General features: G+C 72.7%; 15 protein-coding genes and 2 pseudogenes. 11 read left to right on the top strand and 6 right to left on the bottom strand.

Translation table 11 applies throughout. The features are described from left to right. Positions 1–72: 72 nt before the first annotated feature. Entirely contained in the window at positions 73–1,434 is a 1,362-nt protein-coding gene (locus tag J7E97_RS13990) for a M48 family metallopeptidase (protein WP_308346495.1), read from the bottom strand. 286 nt (positions 1,435–1,720) lie between these two features. On the opposite strand from J7E97_RS13990, the pseudogene J7E97_RS36990 reads away from it, so the two are divergent. From J7E97_RS36990 to J7E97_RS13945, 9 genes and pseudogenes are all read left to right on the top strand, one after another. After that, positions 1,721–1,855 (top strand): annotated as a pseudogene (locus tag J7E97_RS36990) (helix-turn-helix domain-containing protein); the annotation flags it as partial. A 233-nt stretch (positions 1,856–2,088) separates the two neighbouring features. Continuing rightward, positions 2,089–2,496 (top strand): hypothetical protein, encoded by a 408-nt coding sequence (locus tag J7E97_RS13980; RefSeq protein ID WP_215026664.1) that lies wholly within the window; start codon positions 2,089–2,091, stop codon positions 2,494–2,496. Continuing rightward, a complete protein-coding gene (locus J7E97_RS13975; RefSeq protein ID WP_215026661.1) occupies positions 2,493–3,284 on the top strand; it encodes a transcriptional regulator in 792 nt (263 codons plus the stop codon). The genes J7E97_RS13980 and J7E97_RS13975 overlap by 4 nt, the downstream gene beginning before the upstream one ends. A 71-nt stretch (positions 3,285–3,355) precedes the next feature. Next, positions 3,356–3,760: a roadblock/LC7 domain-containing protein gene (locus tag J7E97_RS13970; protein WP_215026658.1), complete on the top strand. Its 405-nt coding sequence runs from the start codon at positions 3,356–3,358 to the stop codon at positions 3,758–3,760. 125 nt (positions 3,761–3,885) lie between these two features. Continuing rightward, positions 3,886–4,260, top strand: coding sequence for a hypothetical protein (locus J7E97_RS13965; protein WP_215026655.1), 375 nt, complete (start codon positions 3,886–3,888; stop codon positions 4,258–4,260). A 159-nt stretch (positions 4,261–4,419) separates the two neighbouring features. Then, positions 4,420–7,983: a bifunctional glycosyltransferase family 2 protein/CDP-glycerol:glycerophosphate glycerophosphotransferase gene (locus J7E97_RS13960; protein ID WP_215026652.1), complete on the top strand. Its 3,564-nt coding sequence runs from the start codon at positions 4,420–4,422 to the stop codon at positions 7,981–7,983. A 126-nt stretch (positions 7,984–8,109) separates the two neighbouring features. Beyond that, on the top strand, positions 8,110–8,592 hold the full coding sequence (locus tag J7E97_RS13955) for a VOC family protein (protein WP_215026648.1): 483 nt from the start codon (positions 8,110–8,112) through the stop codon (positions 8,590–8,592). Positions 8,593–8,693: 101 nt separating this feature from the next. Then, positions 8,694–9,573, top strand: a pseudogene (locus tag J7E97_RS13950) (ATP-grasp domain-containing protein). A 64-nt stretch (positions 9,574–9,637) separates the two neighbouring features. Beyond that, entirely contained in the window at positions 9,638–10,510 is an 873-nt protein-coding gene (locus J7E97_RS13945; protein WP_215026778.1) for a GNAT family N-acetyltransferase, read from the top strand. Positions 10,511–10,622: 112 nt separating this feature from the next. On the opposite strand, the gene J7E97_RS13940 is transcribed toward J7E97_RS13945, so the two are convergent. The 3 genes from J7E97_RS13940 to J7E97_RS13930 form a co-directional block, all read right to left on the bottom strand. Further along, a complete protein-coding gene (locus tag J7E97_RS13940; protein WP_215026645.1) occupies positions 10,623–11,066 on the bottom strand; it encodes a subtilase-type protease inhibitor in 444 nt (147 codons plus the stop codon). 219 nt (positions 11,067–11,285) lie between these two features. Beyond that, positions 11,286–11,681 (bottom strand): Crp/Fnr family transcriptional regulator, encoded by a 396-nt coding sequence (locus tag J7E97_RS13935; RefSeq protein WP_251054467.1) that lies wholly within the window; start codon positions 11,679–11,681, stop codon positions 11,286–11,288. Between the two features lie 290 nt (positions 11,682–11,971). Then, positions 11,972–12,274, bottom strand: coding sequence for a hypothetical protein (locus J7E97_RS13930; RefSeq protein WP_215026639.1), 303 nt, complete (start codon positions 12,272–12,274; stop codon positions 11,972–11,974). Positions 12,275–12,580: 306 nt separating this feature from the next. Between J7E97_RS13930 and J7E97_RS13925 the strand changes: the two genes are divergently transcribed. Then, positions 12,581–15,313, top strand: coding sequence for a DNRLRE domain-containing protein (locus J7E97_RS13925; RefSeq protein ID WP_215026637.1), 2,733 nt, complete (start codon positions 12,581–12,583; stop codon positions 15,311–15,313). A gap of 41 nt (positions 15,314–15,354) precedes the next feature. On the opposite strand, the gene J7E97_RS13920 is transcribed toward J7E97_RS13925, so the two are convergent. Then, positions 15,355–15,810 (bottom strand): hypothetical protein, encoded by a 456-nt coding sequence (locus tag J7E97_RS13920; RefSeq protein WP_215026634.1) that lies wholly within the window; start codon positions 15,808–15,810, stop codon positions 15,355–15,357. 150 nt (positions 15,811–15,960) lie between these two features. Between J7E97_RS13920 and J7E97_RS13915 the strand changes: the two genes are divergently transcribed. Next, positions 15,961–16,332, top strand: coding sequence for a hypothetical protein (locus J7E97_RS13915; protein WP_215026631.1), 372 nt, complete (start codon positions 15,961–15,963; stop codon positions 16,330–16,332). Between the two features lie 153 nt (positions 16,333–16,485). Here J7E97_RS13915 and J7E97_RS13910 read toward each other — a convergent pair whose 3' ends face one another. Continuing rightward, complete coding sequence (locus J7E97_RS13910; protein WP_215026629.1) at positions 16,486–17,322, bottom strand: MerR family transcriptional regulator; 837 nt, start codon at positions 17,320–17,322, stop codon at positions 16,486–16,488. Positions 17,323–17,548: the final 226 nt, after the last annotated feature.

Genomic DNA, 17,548 nt, shown 5'->3' with positions numbered 1-17,548 from the left:
GGTGACGCCGAGCACGAGCCGCGCCCGCGCGGCAGGGACGGATCGAGCCCGGCCCCGGCCTCGGCCCCGGCCTCAGTGCGCGTAGTCCCGGATCACCCGGCGGGCCAGCTCGGCGCGGACCGGAGCCAGTTCGGCCGCGACCGCCTCCGTACGGGCGGCGTCGCAGACCACCCGGGCCGGGTGCGCGCCGGCCGAGGCCAGGCAGCGGCGGCGCAGGTGGGTCGGCGGGTGGGTGTCGTCGACGCTGTGCCCGCGCCGGGCGGAGACCCGGCGCAGCCGCTCGTACTCGCTCTCGGGGACGGAGCCCATCCGCTCGCCGAGCCGTTCCCACAGCCCCCGCTCGGCCGCGTCGCGCAGCGCGCGCCCCTGGGCCCCGCCGCGCATCTGCGCCGCCACCGACTCGCGCCGCAGCTGGGGTTGCACCGCCTCGCACAGCAGCATCCGGTCCATGAGGGCGACGGCCGCCTCCGTGGACCCGACGCGGGCGGCGCCGGTGTCGGCCCGGTACTCGGCCCGCTGCGAGGCCCTCATCGTCAGCCCGTCGAGCAGGTGGGTCACCCCGTAGACGGCCCAGCGCGGCAGGAAGGCCAGGACGCGCAGGAGGAGGTCCGCCGCCTGGTGCCACAAGGGTGCCAGGGGCGGCAGGGGCGTCGGGGTCAGCAGGTGGTGCCAGCGCTGGAGGGCGTGCAGCGCCCAGCCGGTGAGGTACGAGGAGCGCACGTCGCCGTTCGCGAAGTGTCCGAGCTCGTGGCCCAGCAGGGCCACGAGCTCCTGCGGCGAGAGGATCTCCCACAGCCCGAGCCCCAGGTACATCACTCGGCGGTTCCGGAAGCCGTAGGTGGTGACCCCCGCATTGGCGACCGGCTCCACGACCACGGCGTGCACCCCGGACGTCCCGACGGCGGCCCCGACCTCGTCGATCAGCTCGAACAGCCGGGGCGCGTCCGCCCGGTACAGCACCGGCGCGTGCTTCGGCAGCCGCCCCGGCCGGGGCAGCAGCGCCGCCGCGATCACCAGGACCAGCACGCCGAGCACCGGTTGGATCCCCGTGTGCCATCCATCGATGACCAGCACTCCGGCCACGACCACCAGAGCCGCGGTGACCGCGTGCACCACCACGGAGATCCCGTAGGCCAGGACGGTCGGGGTGTCCAGCGCGGCCGGCCCGTCCTCGCCCCGGCCGATCCCGGCCGCGAGCTGTTCCCCGTGTGCCCGGGCAAGGCGCCGGCGGACCGTTGCTATGCGGCCCCGGTCCGGATCGGGAGCACCCGGATCCACGTTCCAGTCGCATTCCGCGCACCAGTCGACGTACCGCGCGTGCACGGCGACGACGTGCCCGCACTCCGGGCACTGCCGCCCCTGCGGTGTGCGCCCTTCGCTGCCGGATGCCCCGCCGGATGCCTCGGTGCGTTCCCCGATGGTTTCCACGTTCACTGATCCCCTCCCCGACGCGGACCAGCTGTGATCCGCGGTCCGCGCAGGATATGGGGGCCCGACAGGGAGGTTGATCTTATGCTCAGGTTTACGCGAGTCCGCTGGTTTTGCGGCCGATGAGCGACTTTGATGGGTTTCCAGGCCTCGTACCGAAGCAGGGGGACTACTCATGGGCAGCGACCACGGACACAAGGACAGCGCGGACGGCACGGACAGCAGCAGCGGCACCACCACCGCACCGACCCTCATCGGTTCCGTACAGCGGGCGTTGCGCCTCGTGGAGGCGATGCACGCGGAGGGCGGCGTGACCGCCAAGAGGCTCGCCCGGATTACCGGCATTCCCCTGCCCACCGTTTATCACCTGTTGCGCACCCTGAGCCACGAAGGCTACGTACGGCGCGAGGGCGGGGCATTCCGGCTCGCGGACGATCTTCCGCTCGCCTCCTGACGCGTGCCTCGCGCAATCCCCGGCACCCATGATCCAAACCAATGATCAAATTCCGACGGGTTCCGGCCAAGCTGTCACGCGTTAACTCGCATGTTCCAGCGGAAAATGCCAGAACGCCCTTCCGCACGGTGGAACCTGAGTAAGTTCCCTTCTGTCGCGCTGTACGACCGTGCACCACGCCCGGTCCGGCCGGGAGGGGAGCCCGCGTGCCCGGGATCGACGAATGCCTGCTCGAAGCCATGGCCCTGCCCGGGGCGAGGGGCGCCGCACTGGTCGACTGGAGCAGTGGCCTGGCCCTCGGCACCGCGGGGGAGTCGCCGGTCGGGGACCACGAGACCACCGCCGCCGAGACCGCCGAACTGGCGCGGGCCGCCGCCGAGTACGAGTCCTTCGCCCAGGCGGAACCACCGGCCGGCTCCGGCGACGAGGCGGCGGGGCTGCCCGTGGAGGATCTGATCGTCACCACCCGGACCGGCTACCACGTGCTCCGCTTCGTCGAAACCAGCTTCGACAGCAGCGTCTTCCTCCACCTGTGGCTCGACCGGGTCGACGGCAATCTCGCGCTCGCCCGGCACAGACTCCGCGCCCTTGCCGAGGGGCTGGTGCTCAAATGACCGCACATTCCCTCCCCGCGACGGCTGCCGTCTCGCCGTTACTCACCCGGCTCGCCGCCGAGCGCGCCACCGGCGCCCTGCTCCGCGAGCGGGGCACGCTCTTCCTGGAGGACGGCCGGATCGTCCACGCGGAGAGCCCGGCCACCCCCGGCCTGGACGTCCTGCTCACCACCGGCGGCGGCCTCGCCCCGGAGCGCTGGACCGAGGCGGTGAACCAGGCCGGCGCCCGCCGCCAGGTCGCCCGCTTCCTCGTCGACAGCGGGGGCATGGCGGGCGGCGAGCTGGAGATCTGCCACCTCGCCGCGATCTTCGACGCCGCCTTCTTCGCCCTCTCACCGGGCAGCGGCCCCTCCCGCTTCCGCCGCGGGGCCACCCACTGGATCGGTACCGTCCGCTCCGTCGCGGCGGCCGCCGTCGAGCGGGAGACCCGGCGGCGCCGCGAGCTGCTCGACGCGGTCTGGCCCTACCCGCTGCTGGACACCTCCCCGGTCGTGCCCCGGGCCGCGGCCCCCGGCCAAACCGTCACGGCCCGCCAGCGGATCCTGCTGGCCCGCGCCGACGGCGTACGGACACCCGCGGACCTCGCGTGGGTGCTGGGCCGGCCGGCGTTCCACACCCTGCTCGACGTACGGCGGCTGGCCGCGGCCGGGCTCGTCGAGACCCCGTACGCACCGACGGCGGCGGAACCCGCCCCCGAGCACGCCCTGCCCGACTGGATGACGCAGACGCAGTCCCCGGACGTGGCGCTGCTGCGCCGGTTGCGCGACGCACTGGAGGCAAGCCTGTGAGGCTCCCGCTGCGACCGGTCCTGCGCGCCGACCGCTCCGAGCGGCGGCAGCCCGAAAGGAGGAAGGCCGACATGAGCACGGTGCCCGCCGAAGCGGAGGCCGAGATACTCGCCGAGCTCCGGCGGCTACGGTCCCGCGTCCCCCAGCTCACCGGCGCCCTCGCCGCCAGCGCCGACGGCCTGGTCCTGGCCCAGGACAGCGCCGCCGCCGAGGCCGAGTCCGTCGCGGCCCTGACGGCGGCCGCCCTCGGGGTGGCCCAGCGGCTCAGCGACTGCACCGGTCAGGGCGGCTTCCGCGAGCTGCTCGTGCGCGGGGAGCACGGCTACGTCGCCACCTACGCGGCGGGCGAAGCGGCGGTCCTCACGCTGGTGGCCGAGCAGCGCGTCAACGTGGGCCGCCTCCACCTGGAGGCCCGGCGCTCCAGCCTGCGCATAGCCGAGCTGATCGACCACAGCCTCGGCCGCCGGGTCCCCTGAGCACAGGCCCGCGGACCGCGGCGCGACCCGGACCGCCGACCGCCCGGCGGTCCCCCCGACCACGTACCTCCGTACCGACCGAATCCCGGGACAGCCGGACAAGAAACAAGAAAGAGGAACGAACCATGAGTAACGTGGAAACCGCACTCAAGGAAGCCACCACCAGCATCGAGGGCGTGCTCGGCGCCGCGTTGGTGGACTACAGCAGCGGCATGGCCCTCGGCACCATCGGCGGCGGCAAGGATCTGGACCTCACGATCGCCGCGGCCGGCAACACCGACGTGGTGCGCGCCAAGCTCCGCACGATGGAGATGCTCAACCTCAACGAGGACATCGAGGACATCCTGATCACTCTCGGCAGCCAATACCACCTGATCCGGCTGCTGAAGGGCCGGGGCGGCGCCGGGCTCTTCCTCTACCTCGCGCTGGACAAGGGGCGCGCCAACCTCGCGATGGCCCGGCACCAGCTGAGGAAGATCGAAGCGGAACTCGAAGTCTGATCAGGTGGCGGCGAGGTGGCGGGCGGTTGAACTCATTGCCGTCCGCCCGGCGGCTTTTCCCGTATGTCCGAGACGCCGGATTTTATCATCTCGTTACGCAGTAAGATGCTGTAATCAGCTGATCATCAACAGATTAATACGCTGGAGAACTCGCCGCCCATGCCCCCGCGCCTCAGCATCGTCGTACCCGTCTACAACGTCGAGCTTTATCTTGACGAGTGCCTGGAGTCCATCGCAGCGCAGACTTTCGATGACTTTGAAGTCGTGCTCGTCGACGACGGATCCACGGATGACAGTGCGGCCATGGCACAGGCGTTCGCGGACCGTGACGCGCGGTTCCGGGTGGTCCTCCAGCAGAACGCCGGCCTCGGCGCCGCCCGCAACGTCGGCGCCCGCCACATCACCCCCGGTACGGAGTACCTGGCCTTCGTCGACAGCGACGACACGATGCCGGACTACGCCTACCAGCGGATGATCGACGCCCTCGACGAGACCGGCTCCGACTTCGCCGCCGGCAACGTCAAGCGCTTCCGCTCCGTCGGCATGTCGCAGTCCTGGGGGCACCGCGCCGCGTTCGCCCACACCAAACTGGAGACCCACATCTCCAAGTTCCCGGCGCTGGTCACCGACCGCACCGCGTGGAACAAGGTCTACCGGCGCAGTTTCTGGGACGAGCACGCATTCCAGTACCCGGAGGGCATCCTCTACGAGGACGCACCCGTCAGCATCCCCGCGCACTACTTCGCCACCAGCGTCGACATCCTCAGCGAATGCGTCTACCACTGGCGCGTCCGCGAGACCGGCGAGCGCTCCATCACCCAGCGCTCCACCGACCCGGTGTCGGTCATCGACCGGGTGGCGTCCGTACGCCTGGTGCGCGAGGCGCTCCAGCGCAAGCAGGGCGCCCCGTACGCCCGTTACCTGCGCGAATACGACCACAACGTGCTGAGCGAGGAACTCCCGCTCATCTACAAGTACGTCGCGGAGGCCGGACCCGACTTCCGTGCCGCCTTCTCCAAGGAAGTCGGCGGACTCGTCCGGGAGATCGGCACCGGGCCGTGGCCCGACCTCACCGTCGCCGACCGGCTCAAGGCGTACCTGGCCGGCGAGGGCCGGATCGAGGAGTTCATCAGCCTCCTCCAGCACCAGAAGGACTTCACGTACAGCGTGCCGGTCAAGGGGCTGGCCCGCCCGCAGGCCGACTACCCCTTCCTCAAGGCACCGGTCCCCGGCAAGGTCCTGACCCTCGGCCCGCGCGAGCGCCGCGTCGTCAGCCGCCTGGAGCAGGCCCAGTGGACCGACGGCAAACTGCTGCTGCGCGGCTACGCGCTGCCCGGCCACCTCGGCGCCGAGAGCCGCCTCGGCTCGCGCAAAGCACTGATCTTCCGCGAGAGCGGCAAGCGCCGCCGGACCGTCGTCACCACCCGTACGGTCGCCTCCCCGATGGCCACCGTGAACTCCCCGCACCTCGCCCTGCGCCACGCCGACTGGGCCGGCTTCACCGCCGTCGTCGACCCCACCTCCTTCCAGACGGGCGGCAAGTGGAACGAAGGCGTGTGGACCACCTCGGTGGCCGTCACCGGCGCCGGCGGCCTGCACCGCTCCCGGCTCCGCGGCGGCGAGCACGACAGCGGCCAGAACCCGCCCGCGCACTGGGTGGCCCCCGACGTGCGGATCGTTCCGAACACCCTCGGCGCCCTCACCCTCCAGGTCGAGATCGTCCGCGCCCGCGCCCTGGACGTCCGCGCGTCCGGTGACGACGCCGTCGAGGTGGTGGGCGAGCTCGCAGCCGAGGTCGGCGCGGGCGGCGCCCTGCGCGCGCAGCACGTCTCCACCGGGGCCGTGCTCACCTACCCGCTGGAGACCTCCGCCGCCGTCGCCGGCGGCCGGATCCCCTTCACCGCACGCGTCCCGCTGGCCGAACTGGCCGCCGTCCCCGACGCCCCCCGCGAGCCCGGCGAGTGGACCCCCGAGCCGTGGAGCCTGTCCGTGACCGGCGCCGACGGCACCGAGCAGCGGCTGGCCCACGACGAGCGCGCCGGTTTCGCCGGACTGGTCGTACCCCTGCCCGGCGAAGAGAGCGACCGCTTCCTCTTCGCCAAGCGCGGCAACACCGGACACCTCACCCTCTCCGTGCAGCCGTCCCCGCCGCTGGTCGACGCGGTCGAGGCGAAGGACGGCAGGCTGACCCTGCGGGGCCGGTTCGTCGCGCCCGTGGACGAGCCCTGCGAACTGGTCCTGCACGATGCGCACGGAGTCGAGTTCAGCTACCCCGTCACCCGGGACGGCGACCGCTTCGAAGCCTCCTTCGAGCCGGTGCCCGCCGAGTCCTACGCCGGCCACACCCCCCTCCCGCAGGGCCGCTGGTGGCCCTCGATGCGGCCGGTCTCCCGGGGCGGAGTCACCGCGGGTCTGCTCGGCGTCGACCGCGGCGCCCCGGTGCAGTTCGCGCCCACCGCCCTGCACGCGGGACCCCAGGCCCTCACGGCGCGGGGCCGCCGCATACGGGTCGAAGCCCGGCTCTACGACCGCCTGGCGCTGATCGCCGACCCGCTGATCAGCCCGCACGACCGCTCGCACTACGCGCAGCGCGTCGCCCGCGACGTGACGTACCCGGCGCAGAGAGCCCTGCCGGTCAAGGACCTCGTCGTCTACGACTCCTTCCAGGGGAACGGCGCCGGCGACTCGCCCCGCGCCATCCACGAGGAGCTCGTGCGGCGCGGCGAGAAGCTGGAGCACGTCTGGCTGGTGCGCGACGGCCGCGCCGAGGTCCCCCCGACCGCCCGCGCGGTCCAGTACGACAGCCTGGAGTCCTGGGACGTGCTCGCGCGCGCCCGGTACTACGTGGTCAACGACAGCGTGCCGATGGCCTTCAGGCGCCGCCCCGGCCAGACCGTCGTGCAGACGTGGCACGGTACGCCGCTGAAGCAGATCGGCCACGACTTCATGCACGACTACTACACCAGCCCCGAGGTGCTGGAGGCGCTGGAGCACGACAGCGCCCAGTGGTCGCTGCTCGCCTCCCCGGGCTCGTACGCCACTGAGGTCCTCAAGCGGGCACTCGGCTACGACGGCGAGACCATCGAGTCCGGCAGCGCGCGCACGGACGCGCTCCTGAAGCCCGACCCGGCGCGGATCACCGAAATCCGCCGCCGGCTCGGCCTGCCGGAAGGTAAGAAGGTCGTCCTCTACATGCCCACGTGGCGGGAGAACCGCCTCGGCTGGTCGCTCGCCTCCGGCTACCGGCTCGACCTGCGGATCGACATCGAAGCGGCCCGCCGCGAGCTCGGCGAGGACCACGTCCTGCTCGTCCGCGGTCACCACAAGGTCAACGAACAGCTCCGCGACGGAGTCCGCGACGGCTTCGTCAAGGACGTGTCCCGCTGGCACGACCCGACCGACCTGCTGCTCGTCGCCGACGTGCTGATCTCGGACTACTCCTCCGCGATCTTCGACTACGCGCACACCGACAAGCCGATCCTGCTCTTCACCTACGACCTGGAGCACTACCGCGACACGCTGCGCGGCTTCACCTTCGACTTCGAGAAGAAGGCCCCGGGCCCGCTGCTGCGGGACTCGGCGAGCCTGATCGAAGCCGTGCGCGACGCGGACGAGGTGGGCGCGCGGTACGCGCGGGCACGCGCCGAGTTCCGGGCGGAGTTCTGCGACCTGGACGACGGCCGCGCCGCGGAGCGGATCGTCGACCGCATGCTCGGCATGTAGCCCACACGAGTGCGATACGGACCGGCCCCGGCCCCACCGATGAGTTTCGGGGCCGGGGCCGGTCCGTATGTACGGGACGGTTTCCCTTTCCGTCCGCCCCGTACGCGCACCCTGCCGGAGGCAGTCATGAGCAGCAACGGTTTCACCACGTGCCTGTGGTTCGACGGCAACGCGGAAGCCGCCGCCGACTACTACCTGTCCGTCTTCAAGGACGGAAAGCTCGGCCGCGTCGGCCGCTACACCGAGGCGGGGCCCGGCCCGGCGGGCGAGGTCCTCGTCATCGAGTTCGAGATCAACGGACAGAAGTTCGTCGGCCTCAACGGCGGCCCGCAATTCCACTTCAGCGAGGCCATCTCCTTCCAGATCCACTGCGCCGACGACGCGGAGGCGGACTACTACTACGACACGCTGACCTCCGACGGCGGCGAGGAATCCGCCTGCGGGTGGGTCAAGGACAAGTTCGGCGTGTCCTGGCAGGTCATCCCGGCCGGGGCCATCGACCTGATCGCCGACCCCGACCCGCAGCGGGCCGCTCGCGCGACCGCCGCCATGATGAAGATGAAGAAGCTCGACGTGGCCGAGATGCGACGGGCCGCGGACGCGGCGTAGGCCGGGCGCCGGCGTGCGTGAGCGCCCGCCCCCGCCGCCACGAGCGGCTTCCCCCTAGGGAACGCACGACGGCCCCGCGCGGAGCTCCATAGGGTGACAGCATGCCGACCACCGTCCTGTACTGCTCCGATCCGCTGAACGAGCGCCGGGCCGATGCCCACTTCGCCGGCGAGGCCCGGGCGCTGCGCGCCGCCGGCGCCGTCACCGCGCTCATCGACCACGACGCGCTGCTCGCCGGGGACGCGGGCCGGGCGGTGGCCCGGGTACCCGCCGGGGGCGGGCGCCCTGTGGTACCGGGGCTGGATGCTCCCGGCCCGGCGGTACGCGGAGCTCGACGCCGCCCTGCGCGAGCGTGGTGGTGAACTCCGGGTGAGCCCCGATGCGTACCGCGGCGCCCACGAACTCCCCGGCTGGTACGAGGCCTTCGCCGAGCTGACCCCGGCCACCGGCTGGCTGCCGACGGCCCCGGGGCGGACCCCTGACCCGGCCCGCCTGGCGGAACTCGCCGAGGCGCTGCCGTCCCGCTCCGGCATCGTCAAGGACTACGTCAAGTCCCGCAAGCACGAGTGGGCCGAGGCCTGTCACCTCCCCGATCTCGCCGACCGGGCCGCCGTGCAGCGGGTGGTGGGCCGCTTCGTGGAACTCCAGGGCGACGACCTCACCGGCGGGGTGGTGCTGCGCGCCTTCGAGGACTTCACCGTGGCCGCGGACACGGCCACCGAAGTACGGGTCTGGTGGCGCGACGGCGAGCCCCGGCTGGTGACCGCCCACCCCGACAGCCCGTACGGGGCGGTCGTGACGCCGGACCTCGACGCGGTGGGCGCCGCTGTCAGGGCGCTGGGCTGCCCCTTCGTCACCACCGACCTCGCGCTGCGCGCGGACGGGGTCTGGCGGGTGGTCGAAGTGGGCGACGGGCAGGTCAGTGACCTGCACCGGGAGGTCGATCCTGCCTCGTTCGCCGACCTCCTGACCGTCACTTGAGGGTCTCGTGATGGCTGAACAGGACCTGCTGTGCGCCCCCTTCGCTTCTGGTACAACACCGGACATGACGGCATTCGAGATCAACGGCGCGAGCGCCGCCGACATGGCGCTGATCCGGGACTGGGCCGACGAGGAGGGCTGGAATCCGGGGGACTCCGACCGGTTCGCGTTCGCCGTCGCCGACCCGGGCGGCTTCCTCGTCGGCCGGCTCGGCGGGGAGCCCGTCGCGTGCGTCTCGGCGGTGCGGTACGGGGCGGGCTTCGGCTTCATCGGCTTCTACATCGCCCGCCCCGAGGTCCGCGGCCGGGGCTACGGGATCCAGCTGTGGCGGCCGGGCATGGAACGGCTCGACGGGCGGCTCGTCGGACTGGACGGAGTGGTCGAGCAGCAGGACAACTACCGCAAGTCCGGCTTCCGTTCGGCCTGGAACAACGTCCGCCACGAAGGCGTGCCGCGCGCCGCCGCCGATCCGGCGCGGGGATCGGGGTCCGGCGCGGGGGCCGGGCTGGAGATCGTGGACGTGAGCACCCTGCCCTTCGGGCAACTCGCCGCCTACGACCGCAGGTTCTTCCCCGCGCCCCGTGATGCCTTCCTGGCCGCCTGGGTCGGGCTGCCGGGCCGGACCGGCCTCGCCGCCGTCCGGGACGGGCGGATCGAGGGGCTCGGAGTGATCCGGCCGTGCAGCGGTGCCTCACGGATCGGGCCGCTCTACGCCGCCTCCCCGGCGGTCGCGGAGGCCCTGCTGCTCCGGCTGGCGGAGCACGCCCCGGACGGGATGGTCGCCGTGGACGTACCGGACGCCCACCCCGCGGCCACGGCCCTGTCGGCGCGACTGGGCCTGACCCCCACCTTCGAGGCCGCCCGGATGTACACCGGCCGCGAGCCGGACGTCGACCTGACCGGCGTGTACGGCGTGACGAGCCTCGAACTGGGCTGACGGGGGCGGCCTGCCAGGCCGGCGCGGCGGGTCGAGGCGGCGGGGCCGGGCGGCCGGACAACCGGTCGGGCGACCGCCCGACCGCCTGCCCGTCGGCAGGCCGGGCGGCCGGTCAGAAGTCGAACAGCACGCCGGTGCTGTTCCGCAGCCCGCACGAGTTGGCGTAGGTGTAGGAGTAGCTCAGGTGCCGGCCCTGCCACACCCCGTCGGCCGTGACCGTCACGGGGGCCCACTCGCGGGTGCACGCCGAGTCCTGGCGGGGCTGGGCGAGTGCGTCCAGCTCGGGTCCGTTGGCCCGTATCTCGCTACAGGCGGCGGCCGGGGCCGGGTGCGTTCCGCCGGCCCGGGGCGCGCAGACGAGGGTGACCGCGCGCAGCACGGTGCCGCTCGCGGCGTCGTCGCCGTCCGTGACGCTCAGGACGAGCGCGGAGGGCGCGTAGAGGGAATCGGCTCCGGACGGCGCGGCGCCGGCCGCCCCGGACCCGGCCAGGGCGGTGAGGGCCGCGAGCCCCATGGCGACGGACGAAAGCCCCAGGCTCCTGGTGATGAACCGCATGTCGAACACTCCTTGCGTCGTTGTGTCGGATAACGGACGGGAGTCTTGCCCATGCGGAAGCGGAACGCCCGTTCGCACCTCTACTTCTCGTCACCGAACGCGCACGCATGACCGCAGACCGCAGCGGTGGCCCGGTGGCTGACCTGCGGCTGACCTGTGAAGGAGCAGTCGGCGGATTCGGCCGAACACGCTCGGTAGCGCGCCGGTTCGCAGCCCCGGTCAGCTCGCGGCGGCGCGAGGGGCGTACAGGTCGAGGAGGCGGGTGCGGGTCTGGTGCAGCCGGAGCGCGAGGACCCGGCCCACCCAGTGGCCGACGGCGGACCCGAAGGCCGGATCGGCGTCCATGAGCATCCGCACGGTCGTGGCGTCGAACTCGTACGCGCGGACCGGCGTCATCGCCTCGGCGCTCAGCTGCCACACGTACGGCGGGAACAGCCATGACCAGCCCACCAGCTCGCCCGGGCCCAGGCTCTCGATAGGGGTTGCCCGGCGGCCGGATCCCGGGATCTGCAGGGTCACGGTTCCGGAGCGCACGATCCAGAAGGAATGTGCCCGGGTGCCTTCGTCGAAGATCCGGGCACCCTCGCGGATGTTGACCTCAAGGGCGTGGGACATCAGGCGTCCACGGTGTTCGGTGGACAGCACGGCAGCGAGACGAATGGGGGAAGGTGTGCTCACGACGGCCTCCGATCGGGACCCCCCGCTCCCCAGTGTCGCCGACGAAGGGCCGAATCCGAGGTTTCGGTGTGGGGAGGATGAACCGATTTCTGGCGGAACAAACCCCTCCGACCGTGGCGGGAGCCCTACGGGGCCCTGGCCGGGGCTCCGGCGCCGCCCCGACAGGGCCGCGCCGGAGGGTTGCCGGGCTGTTGTCGACCCCCACAGTCCTCCGCTGTCGACCCCCCTCAGCCCTCCGCGTCGGCCTCCAGGCAGGCCAGCTCCATCGCGTCGAGGACGGCCTCGTGGCTGCGCCTGCTGAGCTCGGCGACGTTCTCGATCTGCGCCGTCGCCCAGGACGCCAGGGTCGTCACGAGCACGCGCAGACCGTCGGTGCCGAACTCGGCGAGGATCTCGTCGGCGGTGATCATCGCCTCCTCCGGCACCTGCTCCGGCGGTTCCAGCCCGGTGAGGCCGCGGAGCAGCGCCAGGGTGCGGCGGGAGATCTCCGGGGTCATCCCCGCCAGCCGCACGTCTTCTTCTTCGTCCATCCCGCTCCGCCCTCCGGTCGCCCTACACAGGGGCACGGTAGAGGGACGAGCCCCCGAGTGGGGCGGCATTCGCGAGACCGACCGCCCGGGGCGGGAGCCGGGCGGTCGCCGCGCGGGAGCCGGAGGCCCCGGGGCGCGTCCCGTCCCGGTGACGGCGCAATTTGGCATCCGATGCGTCAAGAGGGATGAACGCAACGGAGATTGCCCCTAAGGTGCGCCCGTGATCGAGTCACGGACAGTCGTACGCCTGTTTTCGGCCACACCGCGATCCGCGTACACGCACCACACCATCGAACTGGGGGGTTCATGCGTAGATCCAGAGGCCTGGCGGCCGCTCTCGCCCTGTCCGTGGCCGGCACCGGCACGGCCATCGGTCTCGGCCTCGTCGAAGAGGCGGCGGCCATCACCCCGCCGGTGGCCTTCACGGCCGACGCGCTGTCCACGTGGCAGCCCAACGGCATCGTCTGGGCCCTCGCCGAGGCGGGCGGCCAGGTCTTCGTCGGCGGCACCTTCTCCGCCGTGCGCCCGCCCGAGGGCGGCGCCGGCAGCGAACAGCAGGCGGTGAACTTCGCGACGCTCGACGCCGCGACCGGCGCCCCGACCTCCTGCAAGCTGTCCTTCACCGTGGGCGGCGGCACCGCCACCGTCCGCGCCCTCACCCTCTCGCCGGACAAGCAGACCCTGTACGCGGGCGGCTACTTCGGCGCCGTCAACGGCACGCCGGTCTCCAGCCTCGCCGCCATCGACGTGGCGACCTGCACCGTGAAGACCGGCTTCCGTCCGGCCTTCGCGGCCACCGTCCGGGCCCTCGCCGTCACCGGCGACACGGTGTACGCGGGCGGCGACTTCCTCACCGTCGCCGGCCAGCAGCGCGAGCGCTTCGCCGCCGTCGACGCCGCCGACGGCACGCTGAAGCCCTTCACGGCCAACGCCGACGAGCCGGGCCGCGCCGTCGAGGTCACCCCGGACGGCGCACACGTCGTCCTGGGCGGAGACTTCTTCACCGTGGGCGGTGCGGCCACCCACGCCCTCGCCGTCGTGGACGCCGTGAGCGGCGCCCTCACCAAGGCCTACCCCGGGTTCATCGAATCCAATTCGGTGGTCAAGGACGTGGCTGTCGACGCGACGGGCTTCTACACCGCGAACGAGGGTACGGGCGGCGGGGTCTTCGACGGCCGCATCGCCCTCAACCTCAGTGACTTCGGCCAGCGTTGGCGCGACACCTGCCTCGGCGCCACCCAGGCCGTGCTCCCGTACCAGGACGTGCTCTACAGCGCCTCGCACGCGCACGACTGCTCCAGCGTCGGCGAGTACCCGGACGGCCAGCGCCACCACCTGCTCGCCGAACCGACCACCGGCACCAACAAGCTGGGCTGGGCGCCCGACACCAACGACGGCATCGGCGAGGGCATCGGCCCGCGCGTGATGACCGTCGGATCCAAGGCCGGCGTGCAATACCTCTGGGTCGGCGGCGAATTCACCACCGTCAACGGATCGGCGCAGCAGAGCCTCACGCGCTTCGCGTCCACCGGGGACACCGGCGCGCCCACCGCGCCCGTCGCGAGCGCGGTCAGCTTCAAGCCGGGCGAGGCGCAGGTCCGCTGGCGCACCAGTCTCGACCTGGACGACAGCGCCCTGACGTACAAGATCTACCGCAACGGGGCGGCCACCCCGATCGCCACGGTCACCGCCGACTCGCTGTTCTTCCGGCGTCCCCAGGCGTCCTGGACCGACACCACCGTCGCCGCCGGCCAGTCGTACGCGTACCGGGTGACGGCGAGCGACGCCGCCGGGAACACCAGCGCCCTGTCGGGGGCGGCGAACGTGACCGTGCCGACCTCGGTGGACGCCTACCCGAACCAGGTCCGCACCGACGGGGCCCAGCAGTACTGGCGTTACGACGAGTCGGCAGGGCCCTTCGCCGCCGACTCCTCGGTGGGCGGCAATCAGAGCGGCGTGCACCTGGGCGGCCCCGCCCTGCGCCAGTCGCCCGGAGCGGTACCCGGCGCCGGCACGGCCATCGGCTTCGACGGCACGGACGCCCAGGTGTACGGGGACAAGCGCCAGAACGTGGGCAGTACCTACTCCGTCGAAACCTGGTTCAAGACGAACACCACGCGGGGCGGCAAGCTCGTCGGCTTCGGCAACAACCAGGACCGCACCAGCAGCCAGTACGACAAGCACGTCTACATGACCAATGACGGCCGGCTCGCCTTCGGCGTCTACACCGGAGGCACCCGCACCGTCACCACCAGCGCCGCCTACAACGACGACGCCTGGCACCACGTCGTGGCGACCCAGGGACCGGGCGGCATCACCCTGTACGTGGACGGCGTGCAGAAGGGCACGCTGAACGTCACCACGCACGAGAACTTCTCCGGCTACTGGCACGCCGGCGGCGACAACCTGAGCGGCTGGCCGAACCGCCCGACCAGCGACTTCTGGGCGGGCCGGCTCGACGAAACCGCCGTCTACCCGACCGTCCTGAGCGCGGCCCAGGTGCAGAACCACTTCGCCCTCGCCTCCGCCCCGGCCGACTCGGTCGTCCAGGTCACCGCGTCCGAGGACACCTACGCCAACGCCGGTGCGCCCGGCACCAACTACGGCACCTCCAGCTCCCTGGCGGTGCGCGGCACCTCGTTCTACGCGAGCTACCTGCGCTTCGACCTGCCCGCCGCTCCCGCGGGCACCGTGCTGAAGTCGGCCACGCTCGAGGTGAAGACCAGCACGATGAGCGGAGCCGGTACGACGGACACCGTCTCGGTGGTGCCCGTCACCGGGGCGTGGACGCAGGACGGGACCACCTACGCCAACCGCCCCGCGCTCGGCGGGCCGGCGCTCGGCGCCTTCGCGGGCGTGCCGGACGGTTCGGCGGTCCACGGCGCCGGGCTGAACACGGCCGCCGTCACGGGAGCGCTGGGCACCGCGTACGGCCTGGCGCTGACCAGCACGGGCACGGACGCCCTGTGGCTCTGGTCCTCACGGGCCCAGGCCAACGAGGGGACACCGCGGCTCACGCTGACCTTCGGCGCGCCGTAGCCGACGGCATCGGACGGCATCGGACGGCCTCCGGCGGGTCGTCAGGAGCTCGTGGGGGGTTCCACTTCGAGGAAGCGGCGGCGGCGGGGGCCGCGGTACAGGAGGCAGACCCAGCCGAGGGGTTCGAGCGCGGCCGAGCAGGCCGTCAGGCGTTCCTGTTCCTCCTCGGCCGCGCCGCCGCCCGGCGGGCCCAGCCAGGTCACCTCGACCCGCCCCTCACCGGACGCGGCCACCCGGTAGCCGGTCCGGGTGCGCGACCCCTGCGGATCCTGCGCCGACGCGGGGAAACCCGAAGCCTCCAGTACGAGGGCCACCGCGCGCGGCATCAGGCGCAGCTCCCAGGGGGCGGGAACCGCGGCGCCGGCCGGTCCGTTGACCAGGCGGCGGATCTGCAACAGGCCCTCGTACGCGGTACGGAGCTGCGCCGCCCGTCCCGCTTCGGGCGGCGCCGGGCCGTCGCCGCCCGCCGGTTCGAAGCCCTGCCCCGGTGTGGTCACTGCCGCTGCCCCCTCGTCCGGCGGGCCGGTCCGCCGGTCCGCCGGCCCACCGGTCCGCCGGCCCACCGGTACACATCTGAGTACGTCACACCCAACGGCCTGAGTATCCACCCCGATTCCCCGGCGAGCTCCCGGTGATCAGATGGGGTCATGCCCTCCGACGCCGTCCTCGCCGACGCAACCGCCGCCGCCGCCCACCGGCCTGTGAACCGCCCGCGCGTGCAGCAGCACGTGACCACCGCGGGTGCGGCGCTGGCCGTGGCTCTGGTTCCGCTCGTGGTCGGCGTCCTGGTGGCCAAGGGGCTCGCCGCCGACCCGCACGCCCCCGTCAACGCCCTGATCGCGGGCGGCGGCCAGCGCGCCGGGCTGTCTCCGGCCGAATGGCGTCGGCGCGGCCACGTCACGATGAGGCGGCTGCGTACGGCCCGCCGCGGCGCGGTCCGCGGCACCGTGCGGGGCACGGTCCGCGACACCGTACGGGGCTGCGCCTACGTCTGCGGCCGTCGCCCGGCGGGCCGCTGAGCCCGCAGCCAGGCGGCGGCGTCCCCCGGCCACACCACGGTGTCGGCCCGCCGCCACAGCAGATCGCGTACGGCCTCGGGCCCGGAGGAGTCGAGATCATAGGAGCTCCGCCGGGGGAGTGCCCCCCGGCGGAGCCAGGCCGACGACGGACAGTCAGGCGCCGAGCGGTTCCTGGAGCTCCGTGACCCACTGGTCGCGGTCCTCCGGGCAGGCCAGGGTCAGCTCGCGCGCGTACCCGCTGGAGCGCTCCCCGTTCGCATCGATCCACTGGGCCAGGGCCTGCGCGGTCGGCAGCACGCCGTCCATCGAGCCCCGGTGCACGACCGTCGCGGCCCGTTTGACGGCGGGCAGCACGACGATCCGTACGTCGCCCCCGAGGTCCTCGGCCCGCACCGGGGCGGCCACCGGCAGCCCGGCGTGGACCAGGACGGCACCCGGGCGCGCCGCGTCCCCGGCGTCCTCGTAGTACGCGATGCCCGGGGCGGTCGGCGTCACTCCGGCGCTCTCGACGCGGCGGCACAGCTCGTCGTACAGCGGGCCGATGACCGGGCTGATGTCCTGCGGCTCGTAACTGCCGGCGATCCCGCTCAGCTCGGCGAGGCGTACGGGCGGAAGGCTCTTCACGACGATGTCGATGGAAGACATGGTTCCCTCGTTCTCGATGATCCGGAGCCTCGTCTCGACCTGGGTCAGCCGGGCCGCCGCGGCGGCCATGGCCGACTCCAGCTCCGCCCGCCGCAGCCGCAGCATGCCGCGCAGCTCCTCCGAGCCCACGAGCTCGTCGATGATCGAGCCCACCTGGTCCAGGCTGAAGCCGAGCTCCTTGAGCGCGATGACACGGTTGAGGCGGGCGAGTTGCCCGGCCTCGTAGTAGCGGTAGCCGCTGGCGGGGTCGACACGGGCCGGGCGGAGCAGTCCGAGGGCGTCGTAGTGACGCAGCATGCGGACCGATACCCGGCCGTGCTTGGCGAAGTCTCCGATGGTGAACATGACGCCTTCCAGTGCAGGCCCTGACACGGTGTGAGGGTCAAGCCCGACCAGAGTATTCGGGTGTCAGGGCAGGTCAGCGGCCGTATTGGCGCAGGCACAGGTCCACGATGGAAGCCGGCACGGAGCCTTCGGCCGCCGCGCACAACTCGTCCAGGCGGGGCGGCGGGGCCGGTTGCCGGCCGGAGCGGGCGGGCGCGGCCTTGGGCGGGTGCGGCCGGCGTGGCGC

The sequence above is a fragment of the Streptomyces sp. ISL-66 genome, assembly GCF_018614135.1.
Taxonomy (GTDB): domain Bacteria; phylum Actinomycetota; class Actinomycetes; order Streptomycetales; family Streptomycetaceae; genus Streptomyces.
This window is presented reverse-complemented; position numbering and strand designations above follow the sequence as displayed.

Coding starts and splice junctions, on each gene's coding strand:
- J7E97_RS13975 (WP_215026661.1), top strand. CDS start 2,493: ATGACCGCACATTCCCTCCCCGCGACGGCTGCCGTCTCGCCGTTACTC.
- J7E97_RS13970 (WP_215026658.1), top strand. CDS start 3,356: ATGAGCACGGTGCCCGCCGAAGCGGAGGCCGAGATACTCGCCGAGCTC.
- J7E97_RS13965 (WP_215026655.1), top strand. CDS start 3,886: ATGAGTAACGTGGAAACCGCACTCAAGGAAGCCACCACCAGCATCGAG.
- J7E97_RS13960 (WP_215026652.1), top strand. CDS start 4,420: ATGCCCCCGCGCCTCAGCATCGTCGTACCCGTCTACAACGTCGAGCTT.
- J7E97_RS13955 (WP_215026648.1), top strand. CDS start 8,110: ATGAGCAGCAACGGTTTCACCACGTGCCTGTGGTTCGACGGCAACGCG.
- J7E97_RS13945 (WP_215026778.1), top strand. CDS start 9,638: ATGACGGCATTCGAGATCAACGGCGCGAGCGCCGCCGACATGGCGCTG.
- J7E97_RS13940 (WP_215026645.1), bottom strand. CDS start 11,066: ATGCGGTTCATCACCAGGAGCCTGGGGCTTTCGTCCGTCGCCATGGGG.
- J7E97_RS13935 (WP_251054467.1), bottom strand. CDS start 11,681: ATGTCCCACGCCCTTGAGGTCAACATCCGCGAGGGTGCCCGGATCTTC.
- J7E97_RS13930 (WP_215026639.1), bottom strand. CDS start 12,274: ATGGACGAAGAAGAAGACGTGCGGCTGGCGGGGATGACCCCGGAGATC.
- J7E97_RS13925 (WP_215026637.1), top strand. CDS start 12,581: ATGCGTAGATCCAGAGGCCTGGCGGCCGCTCTCGCCCTGTCCGTGGCC.
- J7E97_RS13915 (WP_215026631.1), top strand. CDS start 15,961: ATGCCCTCCGACGCCGTCCTCGCCGACGCAACCGCCGCCGCCGCCCAC.
- J7E97_RS13910 (WP_215026629.1), bottom strand. CDS start 17,322: ATGTTCACCATCGGAGACTTCGCCAAGCACGGCCGGGTATCGGTCCGC.